General features: G+C 43.6%; 14 protein-coding genes. 3 read left to right on the top strand and 11 right to left on the bottom strand.

The window, feature by feature from the left end; translation table 11 throughout:
• Positions 1–10: 10 nt before the first annotated feature.
• Both BMZ22_RS14905 and acpS read right to left on the bottom strand, forming a co-directional pair.
• Positions 11–1528 (bottom strand): NAD(P)H-hydrate dehydratase, encoded by a 1518-nt coding sequence (locus BMZ22_RS14905; RefSeq protein ID WP_090087044.1) that lies wholly within the window; start codon positions 1526–1528, stop codon positions 11–13.
• Between the two features lie 64 nt (positions 1529–1592).
• The gene (gene acpS, locus BMZ22_RS14900) at positions 1593–1955 is read right to left on the bottom strand and encodes a holo-ACP synthase (RefSeq protein WP_090087042.1); all 363 of its coding nucleotides are present in this window, start codon (positions 1953–1955) and stop codon (positions 1593–1595) included.
• Between the two features lie 173 nt (positions 1956–2128).
• Between acpS and BMZ22_RS14895 the strand changes: the two genes are divergently transcribed.
• The gene (locus tag BMZ22_RS14895; protein ID WP_090087040.1) at positions 2129–2887 is read left to right on the top strand and encodes a rhomboid family intramembrane serine protease; all 759 of its coding nucleotides are present in this window, start codon (positions 2129–2131) and stop codon (positions 2885–2887) included.
• Positions 2888–3019: 132 nt separating this feature from the next.
• On the opposite strand, the gene BMZ22_RS14890 is transcribed toward BMZ22_RS14895, so the two are convergent.
• The 3 genes from BMZ22_RS14890 to cshA form a co-directional block, all read right to left on the bottom strand.
• Positions 3020–4465, bottom strand: coding sequence for a PH domain-containing protein (locus BMZ22_RS14890; RefSeq protein WP_245745470.1), 1446 nt, complete (start codon positions 4463–4465; stop codon positions 3020–3022).
• The gene (locus BMZ22_RS14885; RefSeq protein ID WP_090087038.1) at positions 4455–4934 is read right to left on the bottom strand and encodes a PH domain-containing protein; all 480 of its coding nucleotides are present in this window, start codon (positions 4932–4934) and stop codon (positions 4455–4457) included. The genes BMZ22_RS14890 and BMZ22_RS14885 overlap by 11 nt, the downstream gene beginning before the upstream one ends.
• Positions 4935–5111: 177 nt before the next feature.
• The gene (cshA, locus tag BMZ22_RS14880; RefSeq protein WP_090087036.1) at positions 5112–6593 is read right to left on the bottom strand and encodes a degradosome RNA helicase CshA; all 1482 of its coding nucleotides are present in this window, start codon (positions 6591–6593) and stop codon (positions 5112–5114) included.
• Between the two features lie 500 nt (positions 6594–7093).
• On the opposite strand from cshA, the gene BMZ22_RS14875 reads away from it, so the two are divergent.
• Together BMZ22_RS14875 and BMZ22_RS14870 are read left to right on the top strand one after the other, a co-directional pair.
• Positions 7094–7999, top strand: coding sequence for a DMT family transporter (locus BMZ22_RS14875; RefSeq protein ID WP_090087034.1), 906 nt, complete (start codon positions 7094–7096; stop codon positions 7997–7999).
• 97 nt (positions 8000–8096) lie between these two features.
• On the top strand, positions 8097–8963 hold the full coding sequence (locus BMZ22_RS14870) for a DegV family protein (RefSeq protein ID WP_090087033.1): 867 nt from the start codon (positions 8097–8099) through the stop codon (positions 8961–8963).
• A 243-nt stretch (positions 8964–9206) separates the two neighbouring features.
• On the opposite strand, the gene BMZ22_RS14865 is transcribed toward BMZ22_RS14870, so the two are convergent.
• From BMZ22_RS14865 to BMZ22_RS14840, 6 genes are all read right to left on the bottom strand, one after another.
• On the bottom strand, positions 9207–9896 hold the full coding sequence (locus BMZ22_RS14865) for an alpha/beta hydrolase (RefSeq protein WP_090087031.1): 690 nt from the start codon (positions 9894–9896) through the stop codon (positions 9207–9209).
• A gap of 95 nt (positions 9897–9991) precedes the next feature.
• The gene (locus tag BMZ22_RS14860; RefSeq protein ID WP_090087029.1) at positions 9992–10327 is read right to left on the bottom strand and encodes a YppG family protein; all 336 of its coding nucleotides are present in this window, start codon (positions 10325–10327) and stop codon (positions 9992–9994) included.
• Positions 10328–10405: 78 nt separating this feature from the next.
• A complete protein-coding gene (locus tag BMZ22_RS14855; protein ID WP_090087027.1) occupies positions 10406–10669 on the bottom strand; it encodes a glutaredoxin family protein in 264 nt (87 codons plus the stop codon).
• Between the two features lie 243 nt (positions 10670–10912).
• Entirely contained in the window at positions 10913–11818 is a 906-nt protein-coding gene (locus tag BMZ22_RS14850; RefSeq protein ID WP_090087025.1) for a YegS/Rv2252/BmrU family lipid kinase, read from the bottom strand.
• Between the two features lie 147 nt (positions 11819–11965).
• Positions 11966–12739: a PepSY domain-containing protein gene (locus BMZ22_RS14845; protein ID WP_090087023.1), complete on the bottom strand. Its 774-nt coding sequence runs from the start codon at positions 12737–12739 to the stop codon at positions 11966–11968.
• A 92-nt stretch (positions 12740–12831) separates the two neighbouring features.
• Positions 12832–14142, bottom strand: coding sequence for a HAMP domain-containing sensor histidine kinase (locus tag BMZ22_RS14840; protein WP_245745468.1), 1311 nt, complete (start codon positions 14140–14142; stop codon positions 12832–12834).
• Between the last annotated feature and the right edge of the window lie 18 nt (positions 14143–14160).

Here is a 14160-nt window from a genome sequence, read left to right as displayed (position 1 = left end):
ATTGTCACGTTTACGCCTGAAATGTACGATAGACCTTTTTGATACCTTTAATCACATCAGTTGCCATCAAATCATAGACCGAATGTGTCTCTTTCGTGAGAAGCTCTGCAGACTTGCCATGAACAAAGCAGGCATTGTTTAACGCCTCCGGGATTGGCTGTTTCTGCATTATCATGGCGAGCGTAACACCTGACAAAACATCCCCCGTACCGCCTTTCGCAAGTCCTGAATTGCCGGCGTCACTGACTGTCTGGTTGCCTTCAGGTGTTGTCACAATCGTAAACCTGCCTTTAAGGACAACGTAAACATGATATTCTTCAGCAAATCGTTTGCTATAAGAAAAAGGCGACTTCAGAAGCTCGGGCACGCCAATGTCCAAAAGCATGGCCATCTCACCCGGGTGGGGTGTGAGGACAACAGGCTCTTCACGCTGTTTTACGTGCTGAAGCATTCCTTTTAAATGAAAGAGACCATCTGCATCAATAATTAGAGGCAACCGCGTTTTGATAGCTTGCTGCACAATTTTTGCAGCTTCCGGTCGGCGTCCGAGTCCCATACCCAGCACCGCTGCATCAAAATTTTCAAAAGGTATTGCACTGGAACCATCCGCATAACCGTCCGTATCATTCAGCGCGAGATATGTGGCTTCTGCACAATGCGCTGCAATAGTCGGAATAACCTCTTTCACTGTGGCAGCTGTTACGAGACCGGCACCTGTTCTTAGCGCAGCACTTACGGTCATTGCCATCGATCCAGGCATTTCCGAATTGCCGCCTATAACCAGCCCCCGGCCGTGATTACCTTTATGGGCATTTGGCTTTCGCTCGGGCATCGTCTTCTGAAACATTTCCGGTGTCCAGACTTGCCGGTGCGAATGCTCCGCTGTAATGGTCCGCGGGAGACCGAAAGACACTGTGTTCCAGTTTCCATAGTAAGGTGCAGTCTTTTCAAGAAATGCACTCACCTTGGGATAACCAGCAATGATCGTTTCATCGGCTTGTACCGCTTGAAAATCATCGCTTTCTTCATTTGCCGGGAGCCCAGAAGGAATATCAACGGCGATGACATATGCATCTGTTTCATTAACAGCTTTGACAATCTGAGCGAGCGGTTCACGCAGCACACCTGACACACCAATTCCCAGCATCGCATCAACGATTATATCTGTTTTTCTTGCAATCGCTTGAATGGGCGCACTTTCCATTAAAACTTCAACGTCGCCGCCGCACCTGATCAGTAAATTTTTATGAAAAAGCGCATCGCCCTTTATCTTTTCGTCGGGCACAACCTGCACCACAGAGACTCTTACCCCTAATTCAAGCAGGACTCTGGCAATGACGAATCCATCACCGCCGTTGTTTCCGCCCCCGGCAAAAACCCGAATACACGCCATTTTATCGCTGACCGATGCGATCTGTTCGGCCATCGCCCGTCCGGCATTTTCCATCAACAGCTTTCCATCAATCCCTATCTCCTGAATGGTTCTATGATCCATATCGTACATTTCTTCCGCGGTGACAACCTTCACACATTTCCCTCCTGCCCGCACTAGAATATATGAGACAACCTATCCATTTATGCAGAGTTACACATCAGGTCTTTTCTTCCAAAACGACTTGTGCCGCTGCATAATCTCTGCTGTGCGTAATTGATATAAATATATGTAAGTCTTCATATCCGTCGACACGCATCTTTGGTGCCCCGTTTTCATCGGTTGTAACCCGAATGTTTTTGAAACTTGTCTTTCCAATTCCACTGCCCGCCGCTTTTGAAAATGCTTCTTTAGCAGCAAACCGTCCAGCCAGGTATTCAGCTTTGCGCCGGTCGCTCTTGAGCGAATCGTAAGCCGTTATTTCCGGTTCAGTTAAAATTCTTCCGGCCAATCGGTTGCTTTTTTGAATGCTTTCAAGAATCCGGCTTAGTTCAATTATATCGATCCCAATACCTTTTATCATGAAAATCGCTTTCCTCTCTCCGGGAAATTGTATATGATTAGACTAGTCAGATCATAATGGTCATACTTTAAAATAATAGTACCCGCTCGCCGACTGAAATAAAACTGCTGTGATTCGCAGTATCGTTTTTTTATGAATAATGTTAAATTAGCTACTATAAAAGGAGGGTCTGAATGTTTATACGAAACGAGCGCAGCATTAAGGAGTTCAAGCAGCTTTACCCGGTTGTTTTCTGGATAATTATTATCCAATTAGCGCTGTGGCTTCTGACCGGCTTTTTACAGACCCCGCTCGGTACGATGATCGAAAACTGGGGAAGGGGTGTCAACTTTTATATCAGTCAGGGAGAATACTGGCGCTTATTGACATCTATTTTTCTTCATGTCGATCTCATGCATGTATTATTTAATTCATTTGCGCTTGTCCTCTTCGGTCCGGCGCTTGAACAGATGCTCGGCAAAGTAAAATTCATAGCAGCATATCTTGGCGCAGGCCTTGCCGGAAACATTGCAACGCTATTGCTCGGCCCTTCCATTTACGCACATGTTGGTGCATCAGGGGCAATTTACGGTCTGTTTGGCATTTATGTTTTTATGGTCGCTTTCCGTAAGCACCTTATCGATCAATCCAGTGCACAAATTATAACCATCATCCTGGTGATTGGTCTGGTCATGACGTTTGTCAATCCAGGTGTGAATGCTTATGCCCATGTTTTCGGGTTTATCGGCGGCTTTGCGTTATCACCGCTTATTTTAACAAACATTCGGCCCTATAACCCGTGGATTAGACATCAGGTTGTTGATGACGGGTCTGTTAGATTTGATCCAAACCGCTGGCAAAAAAAGCAGCGGAACAAAAAGCTTTTAAAAAATGGCCTGTGGATTTTTCTCGGCATCCTGGTTGTTCTCGGTTTGTTCGGCCGGATATTTTAAAAATTGCCCTCACGCTATTTAAATGCGTCGGCATTTGTCAGCCTCTAATATAAACTGCCAGTAAAGAGGAGTGCGAAAATCGCGGTGGTTTGCACTCCTGATTATTGCATCAGCATTCATGCCGAGTCCTTTTCACTCGCCGTCTTTTCTGCGCGAATACCAGTCTGATAATTCATCAGTCTTTGATTCTTCGAGGTCCTTGATTGTGAAATGTTTCCCAGCTCCCATTGTACCGACAATCGAAAAATGGGCCGTCGCGAGATTTTGCAGACTTTGCACTTTATGCTGTTTTTTCTCAAACGCCTGAACGCGTTTTTGATACAACAGAATTGTATTCCGGCTTAACACCCGATAGCGAAGCGTTAAGCGTCTCCCATTAATCGCAAAACCGCCATCCTTGTACCGCAGCCAGCCCAGCAGAATGCCGCCGACAATAAGCAATACGATCGGAATCCACAAAAACGACGGAATCAAGGTTGCAACAACTGCAATTAGCAGCAAAAATGGCACGGCAGCCCGCAGCACATAATATTTGAGCGCTTTTTTTGGGAGAGGTGTCAGCTCGTGCTGAAGCCCCGCATAATCCGGCAGAAAGGTTTCCAGAAAACCTTCCAGTTCGCTACGTTTCATGATGGGAAAGAGAATCGACGAAAAATCCTCGCCCTTATCCATCGAACCGCCGGCGATTTCCGCAAATACCGTCACATATCCCAGCGGTTGCCGGATAATACTCTCCTGTATGCCGACCGCCTGGATTCGCTTCAAGGGTATCGTCACTTGCTTCTTTTCCAAAAGTCCGCGGGTGATAAATAATTCCTCGTGGTTTTTTGTAATAGTGAAGTTGCCATATTTAATCATCGTTCCCGCGATTCCGAGCAGCCAAAGCAGAAGCAGCAGAAAGACGCCCATTACTATCAGAATAATCACGCCGAGTCCGATGACCCATTCAATTGTATTGTCAAAGTACTGGTCAGGTATAAACTGCTCTAACTCAGAGAAGCCTGCCACTGCCAAAGCCAGAACCACACCGGCACCTCCTGAGGTGGTGCCTGCAATAAACAGCCGCTTAAAACTGATTTTCGCAGATGGAAATGTTTCCTCTGATTGCTCAGCTGTTTCCTCATCGTCTGGTGAGTAAAAAGTGCTGGATTTTAACTCTTCACGCAATGCTTCGCCTTCTTCCAGCTTAACAGCACTGAGTGATGCTTCAGCACTCGTACCTGTTCCGGCTGTTTCAATCTGGACCTTTGTCAGTTTAAAGATTCGGTGAATCACGCCGGAGGTCAGATCAATCGATTGAATGCGATTTTTGGATATAAACCGTTTTTTCCGAATGAACACCCCATACTCGATCCGCAATTCTTCCTCTTCGATCCGGTAAGTATAACGGTACCAACTCAAAATGCTTGCGGTAATAAAGACTACAAGCAGCACTGCAATAATGAGTCCAAAATAAAAAAGAGATTCGTCCCGGAATGTGATAAAGCCTAAAACAATCGCAAACAAAAATTCGCGTACCGTTTTGATTAAATTAAATAGGATAGCTGCAGGGTGCAATCGTTTTGATTCAAACATCATCTTCATCCACCCTTGCCAGCGCTGATATTCTGTCCCTTAAATCCGAAGCGTCTTCTTCCAATAGAGCAGGAATCTCATGGGTTGTGGCTGCCGTGGAGATTTCAACACTCGCCAGTTTATAATTTTTCAGAATCGGCCCTTGTTTTGTATCCACATGCTGCACGCGAATCATTGGCACAAGCGTGCGTGAGACGATCAAAATCCCATGCTGAATATAAATTTCCTGTTCAAAAACTTCATAGCGCCACCGCCTCCAGCGAAGTTTCGGCAGCAAAAACACAAACAAATATGTACAAAGTCCGCTGATCAGCGCAGCGCCTGCACCATACCAATAAGAAAATTCAAATATAAATGTTAAAATAAAAAGCGCAATCGTAATTAACCAGAAGACGCCCGCCACAATTGCTTCCGCTATCTTCCATGCTTTTATCGCATCGGGCGCAATCCGGTTAGCCGGTGGCTGTCGCATATGTGTCCCTTCCTTCGTTACTGAATTTTTCGTCACATTATTATATACGGATTTATATTACCAAAGTTTCAGTACTTTTAATAGGTGCCGTATTGGGTCACCTTAGAGGCAAAAAGGCTGACGCCAAAAAGTCACTTAGCAGTGACCTTTTGCGCCAGCCTCTTTCTTTAGTTAATTTTATTTATAACCGCGGTTTTTCTGGTAATTTCCTTTACGATTTCGTCCGCCCTGGCTGCGGCCGCCGTTCTGCTTGCGACCGCCTTGACCGCGTTGTCCGTAATATTTCTTGTTTTGAGGTCTGCCTTTGTTATTTTTGCCGCTATGCTTTCCTTTTTTCACGCTGATCGGCTGAACAGATGAAATATTAACAGGAGCGTTGCGCCTTTCTTTTGTCATCATTTTAAGCGCAGCAGCAACGACTGTCATTGAATCATGATCCTCGAGCAGTTCACTCGCTGTTTCCTGATAATCCTTAAGGTCAAGCTGAGCAATCTTATTGCGGATTTTGTCTGCTGCAGCCTGTTGCTGACCGCGTTTCGCTTCCTGATAAGTCGGGGGAGCCATCCGTTTTATCTTACTCTTGGTCACTTTTTCAATCAAATTCAAGTGCGCCATTTCTCGCGGTGTGATGAATGAGACGGCTTCCCCGGTCTTTCCTGCTCTTCCGGTACGTCCAATGCGGTGTACATAGCTTTCCGGGTCCTGTGGTATATCAAAATTATAAACGTGCGTCACATTGGATATATCCAGACCGCGCGCCGCGACATCAGTTGCTACCAATACATCAACGCGATTGTTTTTAAATTTGTTTAATACCGACGTCCGCTTTCCTTGCGTCAAATCTCCGTGGATACCTTCTGCACGGAACCCGCGGGCCTGAAGTCCATCCGTAATCTCATCCACCCGTTTTTTCGTCCGGCTGAAAATAATGGCAAGTGCAGGCGCATAAAAGTCCATGTGATTGGTTAATGTATCAAATTTTTGCTTCTCAGGAATTTCAATGAAATACTGTTCGATATTTTCCACAGTCATTTCTTTGGACTTCACTTTGACTTCTTTAGGGCTGTTCATAAGATTCGTTGCGATATCACGGATCTCTTTTGGCATCGTTGCAGAAAATAGTAATGTCTGCCGCTCTTCAGGGATGTTTTTCAAAATATCGCGAATATCATCAATAAAGCCCATATTCAACATTTCATCAGCTTCATCAAGAACAGCGGTCTGAATGTCGCTCGTCCGAATCGTTTTTCGGCGCATGTGATCGAGCAGTCTTCCCGGTGTAGCAACAACGATATGCGGACCATCCTTTAAGGCTCGTATTTGCCGTTCCATATGTTGTCCGCCATATACTGACATGGAGCGTATACCTTTGATTTTACCAAGCCGGTTCAGCTCTTCAGCTACCTGGATGGCAAGTTCCCGTGTAGGCGCAACCACCAAGCCTTGAATTTTACGTTCTTTCGGATTAATTTTCTCGAGCATTGGAATACCGAATGCAGCCGTTTTTCCGGTTCCTGTCTGTGCTTGTCCGATCACGTCATTACCTTGTATAGCCTGTGGGATTGTTTCGGCCTGAATCGGTGTCGCTTCTTCAAAGCCCATCTTTTGCAGTGCGTCCATAATAGGCTGTGAAATATTGAGTTCGTTAAATGTTGTCACTTTGTCAATCTTCTCCTTTATTAGTTGTTCCAAAAGTCCGGCGACGTCAAAATGTCATGGTTGGCTTGTTTTTCGCTCATTGGAAAAGAAAATGTCCACTGATGCGCCAAGCTAATGAATAGCTGCGCTGTTTTTCTGTTTCCGAGCCCTGAAGATTTAAAACATCTATTACAACGTTTCACACTTCTTGGGGGACAACCCCTATTGAAAGAAAACAGCCACCAACTTTTGACGTCCGGCAGGTGATCATACAGGTTCAGCAGCATATCCGACCTCGTTAAACACCTGTTTTTTTCAATTTTATACGTAAGATAGCTGTAAAAAAGGCTTTTCCCAGTAATGGAAAAGGCCTCCCTCATAAAATTTCTCATCCAACATGACAGTTATTCTATAATAACACAGGAATTACATTAATATCCACTACTTGAGATATGATTTTTTGTGCCCAGCATGATAAAATATATGAGATTCAATAATTGTAACGTTTTAAGGAGGCTATTATGCGTATCCCTCCATTTAATCCATATTTCGCAGTGGTAATTGGGGTCATTTCTGTATCAACCTCTGCAGTGCTGGTCAAACTGGCTGCCCAGGCACCGTCAGCTATTATTGCCAATTACCGTCTTCTGCTTGCAGTCTTGATTATGGCACCGTACGTATTATTGAAAAATCGCCATGAATTTAAGCTTATTCAGAAGAGAGATTGGGTTTTGTCAGGCCTAGCCGGAATCTTTTTGGCTTTTCACTTTATTGTCTGGTTTGAATCCTTGGATTATACATCTGTTGCGAGTTCTGTCGTGCTGGTGACGCTTCAGCCTATCTTTGCCTTTTTGGGAACATACCTCTTTTTTCAGGAAAGGTTTTCCTACGGCGCGATCATCAGTATGATCATTGCTTTATTAGGCAGTGTCATTATTAGCTGGGGCGACTTTCAAATCAGCGGAGCCGCTCTATTCGGTGACATACTCGCCTTATTGGGCGCTATTTTAATAACGGCTTATTTCCTCATGGGTCAGCAAGCCAGAAAACGCCTTTCATTAATGACGTACACGTTTGTGGTCTATGGTATCAGTTCAGTAACCCTTGTCATCTATAACTTAATTGGTGGCAATAACTTTTTCGGTTACCCTGCAGACCATTGGCTGATATTTTTGGCACTTGCGATTTTCCCGACGTTTTTTGGCCATACGCTATTTAACTGGGCGTTGAAATGGCTGAGTACCGCCACTATATCAATGGGGATTGTATTTGAGCCAGTCGGTGCCTCTATCCTCGCTTACTTTATCTTAGGTGAAACGGTCACATGGTCACAATGGCTGGGCGGGTCAATCGTGCTGTTTGGGCTGTTTTTGTTTACAATGAGTACAGCCAAAAAACGCAAAGTAACAATATCGCAAAAAAGTTGAACGCTTCACTTTAAGGCGCTGCCCCGCAGTTTCTTTTTTCAACCAGAGGCATAAACTGGTATAGTTAAATTAATTAACATTGAAATTAGGTGAGATAATGCATATACAATTAATGACCGATGGCGGGGCTGATATCCCGACACGCTTAAGTGATGACACAAACATAAAAGTCGTCCCGCTCTACTTGCATTTTAAAGAGCAGGAATACAAAACAGGCGTCACACTTGACCTCGATACCTTCTATGAAAAAATGGCAGAAGCTGACGATCTTCCTCGGTCCGCCGCGCCAAGCCCAAATGACTTCTATGAAGCCTATAAGCAAGTTGATCCTAATAAGCCGATTTTGATGCTCAGTCTTTCAAAAGGCTTGAGCGGAACTTATGAAAATGCGGTCATGGGGAAAAATATGCTGCTTGAAGAAGAACCGGAAAGATCAATCGAAATCATTAACTCCAAAACCGCTTCATGCGGAATCGCCCTGTTGCTGGACGAAGCGAAGACCAAAATTGATGAAAACTATTCGTTCCCACAACTGGTTGATCATTTGCAAGAACGTATTGAACAAACCAGTACATTATTTGTTCTTAAAACGCTGGAAAACCTAATCCGGGGCGGGAGACTTGACCGGGTTAAAGGGACAATCGCTAAAACCTTGAACATCAAACCGCTGATGCAGGCGAGTGACGAAGGAACAATCGAAGTTAAAGAAAAAGTGCGCGGCGAAAAAAAATCAGTCAGACGTTTCATCGAGCAAATCGGTGAGTACACAAAAGATTTCGAGGATAAAGTGATTGCCATGTCACATTGTAATGCAGAAGCCCGGGCAGGAAAAGTACTAGCGGAAATTAAGGCGAAATATCCATTCAAGGAGGCATACCTCATTGAAATGGGTCCGTTGATTGCGACTTACGCCGGTGAAGGCGGCCTGGTTATTTCCTTTTTCAGCGATAAACAACATAAGTGAAAAAGCGGATAGGATACAACTTAAAAATTAGTGCGAAAGGCGACGAACGATATCTAATGATAGCGGAGGAAATATGCGGAGACTCCTGCGGGAGAAGAGGCATAGGTGAGACACTCAGCGCTTTAGCGCGAGGGGCTCACCAGCCGCCCGCGGAAAGCGAAGCATATTTCTGGAGCGGGGTATCCCACTATTTCCATTAGTTAGTTCGTCTTTTCTTTTGCTTCAAATATTGATCCACACTCTTTATTCTTTCGTTAAAAATTCATAAACCAGTCTGTTCAGTGTCACATTGTCATCGCCCAGACAAATCAAATGACGCGATTTCTCAAAAAAGACGACTTCTTTCTGGTCGGATGTCATTTCTTTCTCAAGGTAATAACCGGTTTTATACGGAACCATCATATCCTGCTGACCGTGGGCTATCATAACAGGTGCCTTGACCTTGTTTAAGTACCTCCGGGTAAACCTCACCAACTTAAGAAATTCAATATTCGCCTTGAAGGGTACCGTTCCCCACTTCCGCTTGTAGTGAAGATACAAATTATTTTCTTTCAGCTTGCCTTTAAAACCATCAGAGAGAACACCTTTAACATCTCGTGCAATTTGGCGTACCGATAGATATTTTCCGGAAGCCGCCAGCAAAACTAATTTGTTCACGTTATGTTTGGAGGCCAGATAAGCAGCAATCATCCCTCCCATTGAAAAACCGATCAGATACACGGTATCGGTTTTCATTTTCAACTGTGTCAACGAATGCTCTGCCGCCTCGAGCCAATTCTGATGCGAAACATTTTCCAGATCAAGCTCACTGCCGTGACCCGGCAAGGTTGGAACGTCAATAAGCCAATCGGTATGTTCTTTTAAATATTCTGCCAGAGGACCAACTTCATACGGACTCCCCGTATAGCCATGGATGATTAGACATCCTGTCATGTTAAATTCTCCTTGTTATGCTTTTCTATTCTTTTTCCCTCCCCCGTGTATTTAATGCTTAACGGGGCATTTTTTTAAACATCCAATATTAAACATTATCTTAAATTCTTCATGAGTTGACCGACATCTTTAACAACTGGGGAAACCTGCTGAACCGTGTTTACTACCTGGCCGGCCGTCGAAAGCATTTTTTCAATATCAATCTGACCGTCCTGGTTTTGAAAGTACTTCAGCAAATTTGCCTGGGGTGATGGCTGTGGGGCAGATATCCCAGGATAATGAGGAAATGGCCCATACACAGGCTGTTTCGGTTTGGCAAACACTTCAAAAGCTGTCAGGTTATGAGCATCATAACGTGTATTTATGGTTTGGGGGTTATAGGCGGAAAAAAGATTAGCCGAAGACAAAAAAGGGCCGGGTTTTTGGATCATTACACACACCTCTCTCTATACGTCTTTCAGTATCATATGTAAAACACTGAAAGAATGTGTGACACAACCTTCCCAAGCCTATTCGCTATGCGATTGATAGTTATTTATCATGCCAAGCGCATGTTTAATTTTATTTTGCTGATTTCCCAGGACAACCTTTTTATCTATAAAGGTAGCAGGTGTCCCGTATATACCCTCTTCCTGAAGTTCCTCCAAGTAATCTTTGTTTTTTGTGACATTTCTCTGTTTATAATCAATTTCCCACTGGTTTAATCTTCCCAGCAATTTTTCGCACTGATCATTATTTTCACTTGTATAGACAATAACTTCCTGATTGCTCACTATTGCTCCCCCTCATTTTTCTATGCTGATTCAACTATCGTTTTACCCTTAACGTAACAAATTAAACATACTTGTTACAAAATCATTACACGGAAATTTATAATTAAGGCATTTTTTGCAAAAGCCAAAAAAGAAGCAATCTCTGTAAGTTAGAGTTTACTTCTTTAAATTGACCCCTTTAAAAAGCGCAGAGGCTCCCCTTCCTCTGGTTCTATCATAGTTCAATTCGGTGGCAGCTATGATTCAGATCACTTTATTGCTGAATTTTATCATTGGAATATGTTTTGGCAAAATGGTTATCTGATCCGGCGTCGCGCCATCAATCTCTCCATCCATGTCGATAGCTTTTTCCTCTAAAGCTGAAACTTCAAGCGAACGCGCCTGAAAATGAGTGAGCTCCGTCAGCTGCTGTGAATTCGTTTGAGGATTATTCATGGCCAGTAATTCGCGGAAAGAAGCCAAAGTGGAATTTTTAATAATGAGAACGTCCAGTTTACCATCATCCAAAGCGACATTTGGCAACGGAAGTTCCCGGGTCCCCAGAAAACGGCCATTCAACACAAGAATTAAAACACCTTCACCTTCATATCGCTCCTCATCGTCAGCACTAATACTATATTTAAATGGTGTTGCCTGATTCATTGTTCGCAGCGTACTCATAAAATAACTTAATACACCGAAGTTCTTTTTTTGGTTTTCATTAATATTTAATGATGTATCAGCTACGAGCCCAATCCCCCAGAAATTCAGGAAATACCTTTCGTTTGTTTTACCAATATCAACATTTATCACGTCGCCATCAACAATGGCCTGTGCTGCCTGAGCCAGGTTTTGCGGCATACCCAGCGCCCTGCTGAAGTCATTGCATGTGCCTCCGGGCAAGACAGCAACAATCGGCCGTTTTTCCAAAGGGGCTAAGCTGTTAATGCACGCATGCAGTGTCCCATCTCCGCCGAGAATAATCATGATGTCCGCCACTTCAGCATATTGTGTAAAAGTGTCCTTTGCTTCTTCAATAGATTCGGTCTGAATCACGGTTAATTTTTTGATCGATTTGGCAAGGATTGGAAGCGTCTGAGATAGTTTTTGTTCGATGTTTTCATCACCGGCTTGCCCGTTATAAATGAATAAGCCATGTTCGTATTTCAAGTGGCATCCTCCCCTCTGTGTACACACCTTAACTTTACCCTATTTTAACCAATTGACAACATTCTTGAGAAGAAATAAACAATTTCGCACACTACAAAAAGCCCCGCTCAGAGGAAAATTCAAGAGCGGGGGCAGTCTTATTGTTCATTAGTCACGGTCGTCGTCATCGTCATCATCGTCCCTATCTTCAATTTCCATGACGATTATGTCACCAGTATAAGCATCAATCTCGATTTCGGCTTCGCTATTTTTCGATTCCAATTCGATTTCGTAATATAATCTACCGTCATCTTCATCCAATTCAAGCTCAGTAATCGATCCATCGAATTCTTTTTTTGCAATTTTTTCTGCTTGTGCCGTACTGATAACTGCTGATTTATTATTATCTTTATTAGTGTTAGTGTTGGAATTAGTTTCATTTTTCTTCAGATTCATCCGGTCGTCATCCTGGTCGTCCGTGTCATCGTCATCGTCTTTATTGTCATTATTCGCCCGTGATTTGTTATCGTTACGCTGCGTCTTATCCTCCCTGTCGTCAATATCATCATTTTTCTTTGCCTTTTGTTGGTCAGCTTTTTCTTGGACGGTGTTTTTATTCTTATCAGTTGTTTCAGTGTGTTCGTTGCTTTCTTTGGCAGCAAATTTTTCATCCAGTTCTAAAACTTCGCCGGTGTCACCATCCAGCTTAATTTCATACTCTTTTCCCTTATCGACTATCTCAGCTTCATAGACTGAACGGGTGCCTTCTTTATCCAATTCAAGTTCAGTTATTTCACCGGGGTACTGGGCCGAAATGACATCTTCAATTTCTTTCCGATCCATCTTTGGCGATGCTTCAGTGGCGCTTGACTGAAACACACCGAATCCCAGTGCAGAAATCCCAAGAACGACAGCCAGCACAATTCCAATTTTTTTCTTCATTTATATTGCCTCCTCATTTGTTTGTAACTATATAATATCTTCTGCAAATGAAAAGACGCTGTGGTTTAAATTAAAATTTGATGAGAAAGCGATTAGTTTTCATGCGTTGGATGAATTGGAAGACTGAGAGTGACGACGGTGCCTTTGCCCAACGTGCTTGATATATTGATTTTTCCGCCATGTGCCTCTGCTATCGCTTTGGCTATGGAAAGACCCAGGCCTGTGCCTCCCGTCTCCCTGCTTCTTGATTTATCAACCCTGTAAAACCGGTCAAATATTTTTTCCTGATCAGCTTCAGAAATCCCCAAGCCGTTATCCTTGACCGTAATTTCAGCATGCCGTCCTTTTTCCCTGATTGATAACGTGACAGCCTCTTCACTATACTTGATCGCATTGTCCATCAGAATATACAAAACTTGCTCCAGCTGATCACGGCTCCCATTGACTTGAAGTGCCTGAGCGGATGTATTAAAAATAATGTCCCGTTCATATGCCCCGTTAAATGTCTCTGCAGTGGAGCGGCCAAGTTCGATGAGGTTAAACAGCTTATAAACGTCCTGGTCCTTGCTTTTGGCAAGCAACAGCATCTGTTCCACAAGTTTCTGCATACGGTCAGCCTGAGACTCGATCGCTTCCGTCGATTCCTCCAAAAGCTCCGGATTATCAGCTCCCCGCCGCTTCATAAGCTGTGAGTAGCTTTTGACAATCGAAATCGGCGTCTTCAATTCATGTGACGCATCAGACACAAACATCTCCTGCTTCTCAAAGTTTTCTCTTAAATGATCAATCATCCGGTTAAACGTTACTTTCATTTCATACAATTCATCTTTTGACTGATCATCTGCGCTGATTTTCTTCCAGCTGCCATAGATGGTGTTTTCTTTCATGGCTTCTGTCAGCTCCCCAACAGGTCTGGTAATGACTCTGGACAGAAAGCTTCCCGCTACGATCGTTGGGATCAGCATGATTAATGATGCGACAACCAGAACGAAAAATAACGTTTCCATTGTTGATGTGTGACTCGTCAGTTTTTTATAAATTTGCAATGTCACGACATCACCGTTTTCCCAGATAACAGGTTTAGCAACCGTTGCAAAGTCAGCTTGATTTTCCATGGAAATAATCGACCTTGATTCGGAGGTCACGTAACGCCCTTGAAGCTCCCGATAATCTGCTTTCATGACTTCAACAATATAGGATCCGCTCTCATCAATCACTCTAATCATGCCTTCTGTTGGCAGAAAAGCATCAAGCATGTCATTTTGTGATATGTCCGGATTCTCATTCAACGTTGAAATTATTTCATTTGTTTGTGTGTTTAAATCTGCCATTTCACGATCCAGGGACTGCGCGTGGAATAAATAATAAATCGATGTGTTCACAAGCAAGATCAGTATAAGCATAAACAAACTGGAAAACAG

It is taken from the genome of Lentibacillus persicus (assembly GCF_900112705.1).
GTDB classification, from domain to species: Bacteria; Bacillota; Bacilli; order Bacillales; family Amphibacillaceae; genus Lentibacillus; species Lentibacillus persicus.
Note: the sequence above shows the minus strand (reverse complement) of the source record. Positions and strands in the feature narration are given on the sequence as shown.

Excerpts from the sequence above, each read along its gene's own strand:
- BMZ22_RS14895 (WP_090087040.1), top strand. The coding sequence starts at position 2,129 with ATGTTTATACGAAACGAGCGCAGCATTAAGGAGTTCAAGCAGCTTTAC.
- BMZ22_RS14890 (WP_245745470.1), bottom strand. The coding sequence starts at position 4,465 with ATGATGTTTGAATCAAAACGATTGCACCCTGCAGCTATCCTATTTAAT.
- BMZ22_RS14875 (WP_090087034.1), top strand. The coding sequence starts at position 7,094 with ATGCGTATCCCTCCATTTAATCCATATTTCGCAGTGGTAATTGGGGTC.
- acpS (WP_090087042.1), bottom strand. The coding sequence starts at position 1,955 with ATGATAAAAGGTATTGGGATCGATATAATTGAACTAAGCCGGATTCTT.
- BMZ22_RS14860 (WP_090087029.1), bottom strand. The coding sequence starts at position 10,327 with ATGATCCAAAAACCCGGCCCTTTTTTGTCTTCGGCTAATCTTTTTTCC.
- BMZ22_RS14865 (WP_090087031.1), bottom strand. The coding sequence starts at position 9,896 with ATGACAGGATGTCTAATCATCCATGGCTATACGGGGAGTCCGTATGAA.
- BMZ22_RS14845 (WP_090087023.1), bottom strand. The coding sequence starts at position 12,739 with ATGAAGAAAAAAATTGGAATTGTGCTGGCTGTCGTTCTTGGGATTTCT.
- BMZ22_RS14870 (WP_090087033.1), top strand. The coding sequence starts at position 8,097 with ATGCATATACAATTAATGACCGATGGCGGGGCTGATATCCCGACACGC.
- BMZ22_RS14885 (WP_090087038.1), bottom strand. The coding sequence starts at position 4,934 with ATGCGACAGCCACCGGCTAACCGGATTGCGCCCGATGCGATAAAAGCA.
- BMZ22_RS14840 (WP_245745468.1), bottom strand. The coding sequence starts at position 14,142 with ATGCTTATACTGATCTTGCTTGTGAACACATCGATTTATTATTTATTC.